This window comes from Streptomyces spinoverrucosus, from assembly GCF_015712165.1.
In the GTDB taxonomy this organism is placed as follows: Bacteria; Actinomycetota; Actinomycetes; order Streptomycetales; family Streptomycetaceae; genus Streptomyces; species Streptomyces spinoverrucosus_A.
Genome location: NZ_JADPZX010000001.1, coordinates 5,845,814 through 5,860,329, shown reverse-complemented (window position 1 = coordinate 5,860,329; position 14,516 = coordinate 5,845,814). Strand labels below are relative to the sequence as shown.

At 72.4% G+C, this 14,516-nt stretch carries 10 protein-coding genes; 2 read left to right on the top strand and 8 right to left on the bottom strand.

The genetic code is table 11. From position 1 onward, the window contains the following. Positions 1 to 95: 95 nt before the first annotated feature. From holA to leuS, 8 genes are all read right to left on the bottom strand, one after another. Positions 96 to 1,085, bottom strand: a complete 990-nt coding sequence (gene holA / locus I2W78_RS26640) for a DNA polymerase III subunit delta (protein WP_196462790.1) — start codon at positions 1,083 to 1,085, stop codon at positions 96 to 98. Between the two features lie 80 nt (positions 1,086 to 1,165). Continuing rightward, positions 1,166 to 1,411, bottom strand: a complete 246-nt coding sequence (locus tag I2W78_RS26635) for a hypothetical protein (RefSeq protein ID WP_196462789.1) — start codon at positions 1,409 to 1,411, stop codon at positions 1,166 to 1,168. Positions 1,412 to 1,879: 468 nt separating this feature from the next. Then, positions 1,880 to 2,719 carry an arylamine N-acetyltransferase family protein gene (locus I2W78_RS26630; RefSeq protein ID WP_196462788.1) on the bottom strand — a complete coding sequence of 280 codons (840 nt, stop codon included), beginning with the start codon at positions 2,717 to 2,719 and terminating at the stop codon, positions 1,880 to 1,882. A gap of 4 nt (positions 2,720 to 2,723) precedes the next feature. Beyond that, positions 2,724 to 5,222 carry a ComEC/Rec2 family competence protein gene (locus I2W78_RS26625; RefSeq protein WP_196462787.1) on the bottom strand — a complete coding sequence of 833 codons (2,499 nt, stop codon included), beginning with the start codon at positions 5,220 to 5,222 and terminating at the stop codon, positions 2,724 to 2,726. Continuing rightward, complete coding sequence (locus I2W78_RS26620) at positions 5,219 to 6,208, bottom strand: ComEA family DNA-binding protein (protein WP_196462786.1); 990 nt, start codon at positions 6,206 to 6,208, stop codon at positions 5,219 to 5,221. The genes I2W78_RS26625 and I2W78_RS26620 overlap by 4 nt, the downstream gene beginning before the upstream one ends. A gap of 162 nt (positions 6,209 to 6,370) precedes the next feature. Then, a complete protein-coding gene (locus I2W78_RS26615) occupies positions 6,371 to 7,216 on the bottom strand; it encodes a DegV family protein (RefSeq protein ID WP_196462785.1) in 846 nt (281 codons plus the stop codon). Between the two features lie 144 nt (positions 7,217 to 7,360). Then, the gene (locus I2W78_RS26610) at positions 7,361 to 8,095 is read right to left on the bottom strand and encodes a hypothetical protein (RefSeq protein WP_196462784.1); all 735 of its coding nucleotides are present in this window, start codon (positions 8,093 to 8,095) and stop codon (positions 7,361 to 7,363) included. 166 nt (positions 8,096 to 8,261) lie between these two features. Then, a complete protein-coding gene (gene leuS, locus I2W78_RS26605; RefSeq protein WP_196462783.1) occupies positions 8,262 to 11,141 on the bottom strand; it encodes a leucine--tRNA ligase in 2,880 nt (959 codons plus the stop codon). Positions 11,142 to 11,615: 474 nt separating this feature from the next. Between leuS and I2W78_RS26600 the strand changes: the two genes are divergently transcribed. Together I2W78_RS26600 and I2W78_RS26595 are read left to right on the top strand one after the other, a co-directional pair. Then, positions 11,616 to 12,872: a cytochrome b/b6 domain-containing protein gene (locus I2W78_RS26600; RefSeq protein ID WP_307783795.1), complete on the top strand. Its 1,257-nt coding sequence runs from the start codon at positions 11,616 to 11,618 to the stop codon at positions 12,870 to 12,872. Beyond that, the gene (locus I2W78_RS26595; protein WP_196462782.1) at positions 12,869 to 14,476 is read left to right on the top strand and encodes an NADH-quinone oxidoreductase subunit NuoF family protein; all 1,608 of its coding nucleotides are present in this window, start codon (positions 12,869 to 12,871) and stop codon (positions 14,474 to 14,476) included. Before I2W78_RS26600 ends, I2W78_RS26595 begins: the two co-directional genes overlap by 4 nt. Positions 14,477 to 14,516 lie beyond the last annotated feature (40 nt).

Sequence of the window (14,516 nt, the reverse complement as noted above, 5' to 3'; positions counted from 1 at the left end):
CGATCTGGGCTGATACCGACGATTCTCCTCTCGGGAGGTCACGGGCACACCTCGACGCGGGGAGAGTGCCCGCAGCCCGTCCGGGCCGACCTCCGCTATCCGCGCCCCCGCGACCGAGCCGCCCGTGCGATGGTCACGACCGCCTTCTCCAGGGCGTACTCCGGGTCGTCCCCTCCGCCCTTCACCCCGGCGTCGGCCTCGGCGACCGCCCGCAGCGCCACCGCCACCCCCTCCGGCGTCCACCCCCGCATCTGCTGCCGCACCCGGTCGATCTTCCACGGCGGCATGCCCAGCTCCCGCGCCAGATCAGCCGGACGCCCACCCCGCGCGGCGGACAGCTTCCCGATCGCCCGCACCCCCTGCGCCAACGCACTGGTGATCAGCACCGGCGCCACCCCGGTCGCCAGCGACCACCGCAGTGCCTCCAGCGCCTCCGCCGCCCGCCCCTCGACCGCCCGGTCGGCGACCGTGAAGCTCGACGCCTCGGCCCGCCCGGTGTAGTACCGCCCGACGACCGCCTCGTCGATGGTGCTCTCGACGTCCGCGCACAGCTGGGACACGGCGGACGCCAGCTCCCGCAGATCGCTGCCGATGGCGTCGCAGAGCGCCTGGCAGGCCTCCGGTGTGGCGGACCGCCCCAGCGTGCGGAACTCCCCCCGGACGAACGCCAGCCGGTCCGCCGGCTTGGTCATCTTCGGGCACGCCACCTCGCGCGCCCCCGCCTTGCGCGCGGCGTCCAGCAGCCCCTTGCCCTTGGCACCGCCCGCGTGCAGCAGCACGAGCGTGATCTCCTCGGCGGGCGCCCCCAGATACGCCTTCACGTCCTTGATCGTGTCGGCCGACAGATCCTGCGCATTGCGGACGACCACGACCTTGCGCTCCGCGAACAGCGACGGGCTGGTCAACTCCGCGAGCGTGCCCGGCTGCAGCTGGTCCGGCGTCATGTCACGCACGTCCGTGTCGGCGTCGGCGGCCCTGGCGGCGGCCACCACCTCCTGGACGGCACGGTCGAGCAGGAGGTCCTCCTGGCCCACGGCGAGCGTCACCGGGGCGAGAGGGTCGTCTTGAGCAGTCTTCCTGGCCATCCCGGACAGCATCCCACGCGCCACTGACAACGCCGCCCGTCAGTCTCCGGCCCCCGTCAAAGGCAGGGGACACGTCGGGCCTACGGATCCTCCCGCCACCCCTCCCACTCCGCCACGAACTCGTCCAGCTCCCCCGCGTCCAGCCGTCCGTCCTCGTCCCGCAGCACGACCAGCCACTGCGCGTCCTCGGCGTCGTCCTCACCGGCCAGCGCGTCCCGCACCAGCCGCGGCTCCTCCCGCAGCCCGAACCGCTCCCCCAGCGCCTCCGCCACCTCCTGAGCGGCATCGCGGTCGGGCAGCACCAGCACATGTCTCACATCACTCACGGCAGCCATTTTCCGCCACCGCCCCAGCCCACGAACCAGCAGGTCAGCCCACCCAGCTCCAGCTCGCGATAGCAGGTCAGTCCACCCACCCCGCGAACCCAGCAGGTCAGCCGCCCGCGCGCCCGGCAGGTCAGCCCACCCCGTCCGCGGAAGCGGGTCAGTCCACCCCACCCCGCGAACCCAGCAGGTCAGCCGCCCGCGCCCCCGGCAGGTCAGCCCACCCCGTCCGCGGAAGCGGGTCAGTCCACCCCACCCCGCGAACCCAGCAGGTCAGCCGCCCGCGCCCCCGGCAGGTCAGCCCACCCCGTCCGCGGAAGCGGGTCAGTCCACCCCACCCAGCGATCCCGGCAGGTCAGTCCACCCAGCCCGCCGGGGGCAGGTCCACCCAGCTCCCGAACCCAGCAAGTCACCCCACCCCAGCCCGCGAACCCGGCAGGTCAGTCCACCCCACCCCGCGAACCCGGCAGGTCAGTCCTTCCCACCCCCAGCCCCCCGCACCACCGGCACCCGGTCCAGCTCGATCCCGAACCGCTCCCGGTAGACCTCCAGTACCTCCTCGTCCGTGCCCAGCTCCCGCTCGTCCCGCGTCCCGTCCGCGCCCGTCGTCTTCAGTCGTCGCCCGCTGAGCGTGATCCGGCCGCCGTCCTCCGTGATCCGGGAGCACACCAGCGACTGCCCGAAGTGCGACTCCGGCGAGGTACTGTGCCACCAGGCCCCGGTCACGAAGTCCGCGAGCACCCGAGGCCTCTGCTCCAACCGGTACGCGGGCCTGCCGTCCCTGATCACATCCAGGTCGGGAGCCCCGGCCGCGGGCGCGCCCCGCATGCCCGCCGCGTCCGGCCCCGCCTCGGCGATCCGGAACACGCCCCCGGGATCCACCTGTTCGCGCCGCTCCTCGAAGGCCAGCGGAAAGTGGCTGAAGGCACCGAAGCCGACATCGGCGAGCCACTCCCCCGCATCCACCGTCCGCACCCGCAACGCCATGTGGTCGTAAGGGATCCCGGGCCGCCCGCCCTCCCCGTACACCCGCGCCGCCAGCAGCGAGACGTCGTATCCCAGCGCGACGAGCAGCGCGCCGAAGGCCCCGTTCAGTTCGTAGCAGAACCCGCCGCGCCGCGCGCCCACCACCTTGTCCAGCAGCCGTTTCTCCTCCAGCACGATCGCCTCGCCGAGGTGGATCGACAGGTTCTCGAAGGGGATCGACCGCAGATGGTGCAGTTGCAGTTCACGCAGGACGTCGATGGTGGGCCACGCCGGGTGCGGGACTCCCAGGCGGCGGAGGTAGGCGTCAACCTGTGCGGCATTCATGCCTTCAGTCTCGCGCCACGCGCAAGCCCGCGCCCGCACCGACGACAGCCAGCGCCCCGTCCACGTCCGTCCGCAGCACTCTCGCGCCCCCGTTCCGCAGCGCCGCGACCGTACTGGGAGCCGGATGCCCGTACGGGTTGTCCGCGCCGCAGGAGATCAGCGCCAGTCGCGGCGCGGCCCGGCGTATCAGCTCCGGATCTTGGTACGCGGAGCCGTGGTGGGCCACCTTGAGCACGTCCACGCCGCCCACCAGCGCGGCCGCCGGTGTCCGCAACAGCGCCTGCTGGGCCGGGGGTTCGAGGTCCCCGAGCAGCAGCATCCGCAGGCCCGCCGACCGTACGAGCATCGCGACGCTGGCGTCGTTCGGGCCCTCCGGCTCCGGCGCCGGTCGTGGCGGTGGCCACAGCACCTGCCAGGACAGGTCCCCGGTACGCCGCTGCTCCCCGGCCAGGGCTCGCGTGACCGGAATCCCCCGGGCGGCCGCCTCTCTGTGGACGAACTCCGCCTGGTCCTGCGGTTCTTCGAACCCGGTCGTCTCGATCGCCCCCACCGCACGCCCCCGCAGTACGCCGGGCAGCCCGGCCACATGGTCGGCGTGGAAGTGGGTGAGGACCACCAGCGGGACGCGGGTGATGCCGAGGTCGCTCAGGCACCGGTCGACCAGCCTCGGGTCGGGTCCGGCGTCCACGACGACCCCGGCGCCCGCGCCCGCCGCGAGCACGGTGGCGTCGCCCTGTCCCACGTCGCACATCGCCAGCCGCCACCCCGGCGGCGGCCAGCCCGTGACGACTCTGGCCAGCGGCGGCGGCTGCACCACCGCCAGCACCAGCAGCAGCCCGCAGGCCCCGCACAGCCACGGGTGCCCCAGCAGCCGCCGGCCGGCGATCACGACGGCCACCGTGACGAGGGCGAGCAGTGCCGCCCCGCCCCAGCCACCCGGCCAGTCCACCCCGGCTCCGGGCAGCGCCGCCCCGGTGCGGGCGACCTGGGCGATCCACCCGGTCGGCCAACTCGCGCACCACGCCAGCCCCTTGGCCAACGGCATCGCCACCGGCGCCACCGCGAGCGCCGCGAAACCCAGCACGGTGGCCGGCGCGACCGCGAACTCCACGAGCAGATTGCACGGCACCGCCACCAGACTCACCCGCGCCGACAACACCGCCACCACCGGCGCACACAGCGCCTGCGCCGCCCCCGCCGCGGCCAGCGCCTCCGCCGGCCGCGGCGGCACCCGGCGTCTGCGCAACGCGCTGCTCCAACGGGGCGCGACGGTGAGCAGCGCGCCCGTGGCCAGGACCGAGAGCAGGAAGCCGTAACTGCGGGCCAGCCACGGGTCGTAGAGCACCAGCAGCAACACCGCCGTCGCCAGCGCCGGAATCAGCGACTTGCGGCGCCCGGTCGCGAGGGCCAGCAGCGCGACGGCTCCGCAGGCCGCGGCCCGCAGGACGCTCGGGTCCGGTCTGCACACGATCACGAACGCCAGCGTGAGCGCTCCGCCGAGCACCGCCGTCGTCCGCAACGAGATGCCGAGCCGGGGTGCCAGGCCACGGCGCTCACTGCGCTGCGCCAGGCCGGGCGGTCCCAGCAGCAGGGCGAGGATGATCGTGAGGTTGCTCCCGGACACGGCGAGCGTATGGGCGAGGTCGGTCTCCTTGAAGGCCTCGTCCAGTTCCGGCGTGATCCGTGAGGTGTCGCCGACGACCAGTCCCGGCAACAGTGCCCGCGCGTCCGCCGGCAGCCCGTCGGTGGCCTCCCGCAGGCCGGCCCGTAACCGTCCCGCGAACCGCTGTGGCCCCGACGGCTCCCCCACCACCTCCGGCCCCGCCCGATCCCGCACCCGCAGCACGGCCGCGATCCGGTCCCCGCCCACCATGGCGGGCGCCAGCCGCCCGGTCACTCTGACCCGGGTGGAGGGCAGCAACCCGAGCCACTCCCGCCGCCCGGCCACCCCCGCGTCGACGATCACCAGCACGGGCGTCCGCGTCACGGCCCTCGCCCCGGACGTCTCCTCGACGCTGCGCACCTCGCCCTTCGCCAGCACGGACACCGGCGCCAGATGGTTCCCGGTGACCCGTGGGCGCGTGAGCCGGGGATCGGCGGTGACCTCCACCTCGGCGGTCACCGTGGCGAACCGCTCCGCCAGCCCCGGCACCGGTCCCCGGCGCAGATCGGCCCCGTGCAGCCCGGCCGAGGCGGCGGCGGCCGCGACGCAGAGCAGCACGGCGGCGACCGCGGCACGCGACCCGGCACCCGCTGTCGCCCGAACAGCACCGAGCAGCAGCCCGCATCCCACGACCAGGCAGACCACGACCACACCGGTCAGCAAACCGGGAGAGGCGTCCAGCGCGAGCGCCGCCGTCGCCCAGGCGGCCAGGGCGGGAGGTACGAGCCGTAGGTCCGTCGGCCCCTCCTGCCTGGGATGGGCGGCTCCGAGGCGGCTCCCGGAAGTCACGTGCACGGCCCGCCGCGCGCCCGAGGGCGAGACGTCCTGGGAGGGCCTCATGGCCGTACGAGATTCCGCAGGTCGGCGAACCGTCGTTCACCGATGCCGTTGACCTCCCGCAGCTCGTCCACCGAGCGGAACCCGCCCTGCTGCGTGCGGTAGTCGATGATGTGCTGCGCCAGCACGGGACCGACGCCCGGGAGGGTGTCGAGCTGCTCGACCGTGGCGGTGTTGAGCGAGACGGGGGCTGCGGGAGCGCCGCCCGCCCCGCCGGTCGCGGCTCCCCCGGCCGGAGCCGGGACGGCGGCGGGCGCGGGGCCCCCGACGACCACCTGTTCACCGTCCACCAGGAACCTGGCCCGGTTCAGACCGTCGATGTTCGTGCCCGGCCGCACCCCACCCGCCGCCTTCAGCGCGTCGGCGACCCGCGATCCGGCCGGGAGACGGTGAATGCCGGGCTCGCGCACCTTGCCACTGACGTCCACCACGATCTCCGCGACCGGCGTGCCGTTGGCTGCACCGGGAGGGCCGGTGGCCACGCCCGGCGCGGCGGACGCTTCGCCCTCCTGCTCCTCGAACGGCGCCGCCGCCCTGACCACCTCGGGTGCCTGCACGGACTGCGTCCGCCCGGCCCAGAAGTGCTGTACGGCGAACCCCGCCACGACGACGACCAGCACGGTGAGCGCCACGACGCTCCGCCGTTCAAGGCCGCACCGCGCCTGCAACCAGACCGGCAGCCGCTCCCGCAGAGCCAGCCCGGCACGCCCCTGCCGACTGCCCGCACCCTCAGGTGCGACCCCCGGCTCTTCCCCACCGGTGTCACCCGGTGGCCCCGCCCCCGACTCCCGCCACTCCTGCGCGCGTTCACCGAAGAGCACCTCCGCACGGCGCCGGAGCTCATCTGCCGACGCGTGCCGGTGCCGGGTCCGGCCGAGGGCCGCAGGGCCGCGGTGGCGGTGACGGTGTGCGGTGCGGCCGTCGGAGGCAGGTCCACGGCCCGGTCCACTCGTTACGGATGCTGCGCGTGTGCGTGATCGAAGTGCCATGCGACGAGGATGCGGCAGCCCACCACCCTCGCGATGATCTTGCTCAATTCCCGGGGACTACCGCCCAGTTGTGGAAAACTCCGTCACCCACACGGGTGAAAGCGCGCAGGCCAAAAGCCACGGCACCTCCACGCATGCCACGGCACCTCAACGACGAGGCCCTCACCGCACCGAAACCACAACCCCCAACAACCCAGGCCCGGTATGCGCCCCGATCACCGCCCCCACCTCACTCACATGCAGGTCCGCCAGCCCCGGCACCCGCCCCCGCACCCGCTCCGCCAGCGCCGACGCCCGTTCCGCCGCGGCCAGATGGTGCACCGCGATGTCCACCGGCGCGCCCCCCGCCCGCTCGGCCACGATCTCCTCCAGCCGGGCGATCGCCTTCGACGCCGTCCGCACCTTCTCCAGGAGTTCGATACGGCCACCGTCCAGCTGCAACAACGGCTTCACGGCGAGAGCGGATCCGAGGAACGCCTGCGCGGTGCCGATCCGTCCGCCGCGCCGCAGGTAGTCGAGCGTGTCGACATAGAAGTAGGCCGATGTGCCGGAGGCGCGTTTCTCGGCGGCTGTGACCGCCTCGTCCACCGTGCCGCCCGACTGCGCCACCTCGGCCGCGGCGAGCGCGCAGAATCCGAGCGCCATCGCGATCATCCCGGTGTCCACCACCCGTACCGGCACCGGCGCTTCGCGCGCCGCGAGGACCGCCGCGTCGTACGTGCCGGACAACTCCGCCGACAGGTGCAGGGAGACGATGCCGGTGGCGCCGGATTCGGCGACCTTGCGGTAGGTCTCGGCGAACAGCTGGGGGCTGGGGCGCGAGGTGGTGACGGGGCGTCGCTTCTGCAGCGCCTGGGCCAGCGAACGGGTCGAGATCTCGGTGCCCTCTTCCAGCGCGCGGTCGCCGAGGACCACGGTCAGGGGTACCGCTGTGATGCCATGGCGCTCCATCGTCCGGGGCGGCAGGTAGGCCGTTGAATCGGTGACGATAGCGACATGGCGGGACATGAGCTGGAGGTTACCTGCCGTAGCGCCCGGGCGGCAGCCCGGGCCTCTCACCTGCGCGGAACTTGCGCAAGGACGCCACGCGGAACCCGCGCACACCGGACGGACACACGCACACCGCGCGACAGCCGGGCCGACGCCGCATGCTCAGGTCGTGCTCTCGGGGCGGGGCTTCTTCTGCCAGGGGTACGTCGGGCGCGGCCCCGGTGGGGTGATGGCGGGCCGCGTCGGCTCCTCGGCCGTGCGGGACTGCGGGGTGTCCGGCCAGGTCTGCTGCGCGTTGGGAGCGTCGGTGGGCGGGGCCTCGGGCCACGGTGGCGGCGTCGCGGCGGAGTCCGGCGTCGTCCAGTGCCGCAGCGCCCCGGTCTCCACGTCGATCTGGGCGCTCAGCGCGTCCAGGTCGTCGTCCGCGAAACGGCCGGCCCGATCGCGGGCCGCCCAGCGCAGCGACTCCGCCGAGTGTGTGATGCGCTCGGTGCGGTCGCGCAGCTCGGGCAGCCGCTCGGCGAGCGTCGCCCGGTCGGGCTCCGACTCCAGACGCCTGAGCTCGGCGTCCAGTTCGTGACCGTGCGCGCTGAGCCGCTGGAACAGGCCGAGCGCCTCCTTCAGGGACTCGTCCTCGGTCACGCCCGCGTGCAGCGTGTCCTGCGTGGCGCGCATCGAGGTGCGCAGCTTCAGCCGGAGCTGGGCGATCTCCCCGACGGGGCCGGGCTGGGCGAAGGACTTGGCCCGCAGGGTGTGGTCCTCGACCGTGCGGCGGGCCTGCGTGATCGTGCGGTCCACGCCCCGCTTGGCGGCGCCGACCACCTTGACCGTGGCATAGGCGCCCAGCGCCAGGAAGAGCACGAAGAGCAGGGCGAACACCATGATCACTGCTTCCACGACGCTCCTCCTCCGAACCGGCCGCGGCACACCGCGCGCCGCTCTTCAACGGTAAACGCAACGGGCAGGCCCGGAGTTCCAGGAGAACCCCGAACCTGCCCGCAGAACACCCCGAACCGACCCGTAGGGGACGACCCCGAGGCGGCAGCAACCGCTCCCCGGACCGCTACGCCGGAACGATGTTCACCAGCTTCGGCGCCCGAACGATCACCTTCCGAATCCCGGCCCCACCCAGCGCCGCGACCACCTTCTCGTCGGCCAGCGCCACCTTCTCCAGCTCCTCCTCGGAGATCGCCGGCGACACCTCCAGCCGCGCCTTGACCTTGCCCTTGACCTGCACCACACAGGTCACGGTCTCGTCCACGACGTACGCCGGGTCGGCGACGGGGAAGTCCTGGTGGACCACGGAGTCCGTGTGCCCCAGCTTCCGCCACAGCTCCTCGGCAATGTGTGGCGCCAGCGGCGCGACCATCAGCACCAGCCCCTCGGCGACCGGCCGCGGCACCGCCCCGCCCGCCTTGGTCAGGTGGTTGTTCAGCTCGGTGACCTTGGCGATCGCGGTGTTGAACCGCATGCCCTCCAGGTCACCCCGCACGCCGTCGATCGCCTTGTGCAGCGCCCGCAGCGTCTCCTCGTCGATGTCGGCGGGCGCCACGTCGACGACCGTCACCTCACCGGTGGCCTCGTCGACGATGTTGCGCCACAGCCGCTGCAGCAGCCGGAACTGGCCGACCACCGCGCGCGTGTCCCACGGCCGCGACACGTCCAGCGGACCCATCGCCATCTCGTACAGCCGCAGCGTGTCGGCGCCGTACTCGGCGGAGATCTCGTCCGGAGTGACCGCGTTCTTCAGGGACTTGCCCATCTTGCCCAGCAGCCGGGTGACCTGCTCGCCCTGGTAGTAGTACGCGCCGTCGCGCTCCTCCACCTCGGCGGCCGGCACCGCGATGCCGCGGCTGTCCCGGTAGACGTAGGCCTGGATCATGCCCTGGTTGAACAGCTTGTGGAACGGCTCGGCGGACGAGACGTGCCCCAGGTCGTACAGCACCTTCGACCAGAAGCGCGCGTACAGCAGGTGCAGTACGGCGTGCTCGGCACCGCCCACGTACAGGTCCACGCCGCCGTGCGGCCGGCCCTCGCGCGGGCCCATCCAGTACTGCTCGATGTCCGGGTCGACCAGGACCTCGTCGTTGTGCGGGTCCAGGTAGCGCAGCTCGTACCAGCACGAACCCGCCCAGTTGGGCATGGTGTTGGTCTCGCGGCGGTACTTCTTCGGGCCGTCACCCAGGTCCAGGGTGACGTTGACCCAGTCCTCGTTGCGCGACAGCGGCGTCTCGGGCTGGGTGTCGGCGTCGTCCGGGTCGAAGGTGCGCGGGCTGTAGTCCTCGACCTCCGGCAGCTCCAGCGGCAGCATCGACTCGGGCAGGGCGTGGGCGATGCCCTCCTCGTCGTACACGATCGGGAACGGCTCGCCCCAGTAGCGCTGCCGGCTGAACAGCCAGTCGCGCAGCCGGAAGTTGACGGTGCCCTCGCCGACACCGGACCGCTCCAGCCACTCGGTGATGCGCGCCTTGGCGTCGACGACGCCCAGGCCGTCCAGGCTGATCTCGTCGTTCGACGAGTTGATGATCTTCGCGTCGTACGAGACGAAGGCGTCGTCCCACGTCGACGGATCCGTGCCCCGGTCGTCCGAAGGCTCCACCACGCACCGCACGGGCAGCTCGAAGGCGCGCGCGAACTCGAAGTCGCGACTGTCGTGCGCCGGGACGGCCATGATCGCGCCGGTGCCGTAGCCCATCAGCACGTAGTCGGCGATGAAGACCGGGATCCGCTCGCCGTTGACCGGGTTGGTCGCGAACGCGCCCATGAAGACGCCGGTCTTGTCCTTGGCCTCGGCCTGCCGCTCCACGTCGGACTTGGCGGCGGCCTGCGCGCGGTACGCGGCGACGGCGTCGGCCGGGGTCCGGTGACCGCCGGTCCACATCTGGTGGGTGCCTTCGGGCCACTGTGCCGGGGTGAACTTCTCGACCAGCGGGTGCTCGGGCGCCAGCACCATGTAGGTCGCGCCGAACAGGGTGTCCGGGCGGGTGGTGAAGACCGTGACGTGTTCGCCGTCGATCGGGAAGTCGACGCGGGCGCCCTCGGAGCGGCCGATCCAGTTGCGCTGCTGCAGCTTGATGGCCTCGGGCCAGTCCAGCTCCTCCAGGTCCTCCAGCAGCCGCTCGGCGTAGGCGGTGATCCGCATGTTCCACTGGCGCAGCTTGGCCTTGAAGACCGGGAAGTTGCCGCGCTCGGAGCGGCCGTCGGCGGTGACCTCCTCGTTGGCCAGGACGGTGCCCAGTCCGGGACACCAGTTGACCGGCGAGTCCGAGGCGTACGCCAGGCGGTACTCGCCCAGCACGTCGGCGCGCTCGGCGGCGCTCAGCTCGTTCCAGGAGCGCCCGCCGGGCAGCGCGCGCTCACCGCTCTCGAACTGCGCGACCAGGTCCGCGATCGGACGGGCCTTGCGCGCCTCGTCGTCGTACCAGGAGTTGAAGATCTGCAGGAAGATCCACTGGGTCCACTTGTAGTAGTCCGGGTCGATCGTGGCGAACGACCGGCGCTTGTCGTGGCCCAGGCCCAGCCGGCGCAGCTGGCTCTGCATGTTCTTGATGTTGGCCTCGGTGGACACGCGCGGGTGCGTGCCGGTCTGCACGGCGTACTGCTCGGCGGGCAGGCCGAAGGCGTCGAAGCCCAGGGTGTGCAGGACGTTGTGGCCGGTCATGCGCTGGAAGCGCGCGAAGACGTCGGTGGCGATGTAGCCCAGGGGGTGGCCGACGTGCAGTCCCGCACCGGAGGGGTACGGGAACATGTCCATGATGAACTTCTTGGGCCTGGCGACCGCCTCGGGGTCGCCCGCCAGGTCACCGTTGGGGTTGGGTGCCGCGTACGTGCCCTCGGCGTCCCAGAAGTCCTGCCAGCGTGCCTCGATCTCGGCTGCCATGGCGGCCGTGTAGCGGTGCGGCGCGGCCACCTCGGCAGTGGCTGCGGGGTTCGTCTCGCTCATGATCCTCAAAGCTCCATCGATCGTCTCTGCCAGCGGCTGCGATTCCTCGGAAACGAAAAATCCCCTCGCACAGGAGGGGACGCCGCGCCGACTCCGGCCACTCGACTCACCCGGTGGCCGGGACTGATCAGCGCGGCCCGCTAAGCAGAAGGCGTACGGCACGCATGGCGTCAGGGTACCGCAGCCGCCGACCGAGCCGCGACGGACTTCGGGGCCGTCCGGCACGCCGTGCCGGCAGGCCAAAACCTGAATGATGTTCAAAGGTTACTTCGCGTAACGGCCACTAAGGGGCATCACAACAAGCAGATTGTCCTTTGATAACAGCGCAATAACTCAAACCTCGTACTCATCGGTATGGCGCCACTTAGAGTTCGGCCCGGGACCGCTTTACCGAACCGCTCGGAGTTGCCCCATGAAGTCTCCCCGCAGTACCCCACCGCTCCCGCAACGCGTCGCGCCGTGGGGAGGTGCGCCGTGCTGACCGCGGACGGCGTCGCGGACACGACCAACGACAGCACCGCGGACACCTCGTTCGTGGTGTTCCTCGACTTCGGCGTGGGCGTCCTGTCACTCGTCTGCCTCAGCTGCTCGGTGATCTGGGGACTCGTCGCACAGGACCGGATCCTCCTCGACGCCCGTCGGCGGATCCTGGCGCAGGCGGTGCACCGGAGCACCGCCGTCGCCTCCGTCGTCTTCCTCCTGGTGCACATCGGGGTCAAGCTGGCGCTGGAGCACACCACCTGGATCGCCACGGTGATCCCTTTCGGGCTCCTGCTCACCAACAACGACGAGCTCATGGGCCGGGGCTTCCTCATCGGCCTCGGCACCCTGGCCGGCCTCCTCATGATCTTCGTCGGCGTCACCGGCGCCCTGCGCAACCGCTTCGCCTCCCCGGCACCCGTCGCGGCACGCTGGCGGGCCATGCACATGCTGGCCTACCCGGCCTGGTGCGCGGCCCTGGTTCACGGGCTCTACGCGGGTCGCACGGCCAAGCCGATCTTCGTGTTCCTCTACGGACTGTCGGTGCTCGGGGTCGCGGCGGCCCTCGCGCTGCGCGCGGCGCCACGCCCCGTCAAGCGCCGGGTCGCCGACGGGATCACCGCGCTGCTGCGATCGCCGAGGGCACTGGGCCGCGAACAGCTCGAGGCGAGCCGGGCCCGGGTGGCGGGCGAGTCCGCGCTGCCGGGTTACGAGAACCAGCAGGGCTCCCAGTCGCGCACGGCGGCGCCCGCGGGACCGCTGTACGAGACCGCCGAGCGCGTTGCCGCACCGGAGCCCGCGAGCGGGTTCTCGGCCGCCTACCGCGCCGTCTCGGCACCTTCACGCCCCTGGCAGCAGCCCTCCCCGGGCGGCCAGACCGCGCCCGTGGAGTTGCCGTTCGACGCGCAGCCCACGGAGGCCTTCCCGCGCGTGGACACCGGCGGCAGCACCTCCGGCTCCTGGCCGATCCCGTCCCCGCCCCCGGTCGGCGAGGCACCCCCGTCGGCCTACGACCCCCTCCAGGACACGGGATACAACATCCCGGCCTATGGCAATTCGGGCGCGTCCGGCTATGGATCAAGTGATGTGTACGACACCGGTGAGATGAACGCCGCCTTCGGCACGTACTACCCGGATGACACGTACAACAACAGCGGTCCCGCCACTGAAACACTGCCCGGTGCGTCCTACGACTTCGACGCACCGGGTTCGGGCGAACCTTGGAACACGCCTTCCGGAGGCTTTAAGTGAACGAGGCCCTGCCCGACGTCCCAGAAGTCCGCGTGGTCGGCCTTCCTCAGCTCACGTCAGGCTTCGACCTTGTCGAAAGACTCGATCTGCCCATGCACCTGAAAGTGCATGGGCCGCTCGAACCCATGGGCGGCGAGCAGCTCGCGCAGCTCGCCGAACGCATCAACCTCAAGGGCCGCGGCGGCGCGGGCTTCCCCTTCCACAAGAAGCTGCGCTCGGTCGCCGAATCGGCGATCAAGCGCGGCGTCCGGCCGGTCGTCGTCGTCAACGGCAGCGAGGACGAACCGGCCTGCCGCAAGGACACGGTGCTGATCAACCGCGCTCCGCACCTGATCCTCGACGGCGCCCTGCTGTGTGCCGAGGCGCTCGGTGCCCGCACGCTCGTGGTGGGGGTCACCCGTGAGTCGACGCAGCGCTCCATGGAGGCCGCGCTCGCCGAACGCGGCCTCAGCAACGGACGCCGATCGGCTCTCCGCGCGCGCGTGCAGCGGAATCCGGTCCGCATGGTCACCGGCGCCGCAGCCTCCCTGATCCGCTCGATCGACGGCGGCCCGGCGATCCCGCCCGGCCGCAAGATCAGCGCCTCGCAGAGCGGCGTCGGCGGCGCCCCCACCCTGCTGTCCAACGCCGAGACGTTCGCCCAGCTGGCCATCGCCGCCCGCATCGGCCCGGAGCGCTACGGCAACACCGGTCTGTACGACGAGCCCGGCACCGTCATGCTGACGGTCTCCGGCGCCGTCGCCCGCCCCATGGTCATCGAGGTGCCCACCGGCGTGCCCCTGCGTTACGTCCTCCAGCTCGCCGGCGCGCCGCCGGTCCCGCAGGGCGTGCTGACCGGCGGCTACCACGGCAAGTGGATCGACGCGGCGACGGTGAACGAGGCGATCGTCTCCCGCAACTCGCTGGACGCGGTGGGCGGTTCGCTGGGTGCCGGCGCGATCCTGCCGATCAGCCAGGAGACCTGCCCGCTGGGCGAGTCGCTGCGGGTCGCCCAGTGGCTGGCGGAGGAGAGCGCGGGCCAGTGCGGCCCCTGCTACCTCGGCCTGCCCGCCGCCGCGCGCGGCATGGAGGACATCCTCAACGGCGGCGGCCCGGCCGCCCTGGAGGCCCTCAAGCAGGTCGCCAAGAACGTCAAGCGGCGCGGCGCCTGCTCGCATCCCGACGGCTCCGCGATGTTCCTGGAGTCGACCGTCAAGGCCTTCACGGACGACCTGGCGGCCCATGTCCTCGGCAACGGCTGCGGACGGCCCGTGCACGGCGTGCTGCCCCTCTTCGAGGGCGGCAGGGCCCCGACAGGCCTCCCCGGCGGCACGACCGAGGAGAACGGCCCCAGCCGCCAGAAGATCTTCGTGGACTGGACGCTGTGCCGGGGCCACGGCCTGTGCGCCGACATCCTCCCGGAGGTCTTCGAGCTCGGCGCCGACGGTTTCCCGACCGTCGCCCAGGCCCAGGTGCCGCGCCGCGCGGAGGACAAGGCGATGCGGGCGGTCCGCCGCTGCCCGGCCCTGGCCCTGCGCATCGAGGAGCAGGCGGAGCGGGCACCGGCCCGCAACAACCTCCCGGTCCTCTCCCAGGGCCGCGGCCGCCGCGCTCTCGGCCGCTGACACGAGAAACGGGGCCATCCCCTAGGGGGCGGCCCCGTCA

Coding starts and splice junctions, on each gene's coding strand:
- holA (WP_196462790.1), bottom strand. CDS start 1,085: ATGGCCAGGAAGACTGCTCAAGACGACCCTCTCGCCCCGGTGACGCTC.
- I2W78_RS26630 (WP_196462788.1), bottom strand. CDS start 2,719: ATGAATGCCGCACAGGTTGACGCCTACCTCCGCCGCCTGGGAGTCCCG.
- I2W78_RS26625 (WP_196462787.1), bottom strand. CDS start 5,222: ATGAGGCCCTCCCAGGACGTCTCGCCCTCGGGCGCGCGGCGGGCCGTG.
- I2W78_RS26620 (WP_196462786.1), bottom strand. CDS start 6,208: ATGGCACTTCGATCACGCACACGCGCAGCATCCGTAACGAGTGGACCG.
- I2W78_RS26615 (WP_196462785.1), bottom strand. CDS start 7,216: ATGTCCCGCCATGTCGCTATCGTCACCGATTCAACGGCCTACCTGCCG.
- leuS (WP_196462783.1), bottom strand. CDS start 11,141: ATGAGCGAGACGAACCCCGCAGCCACTGCCGAGGTGGCCGCGCCGCAC.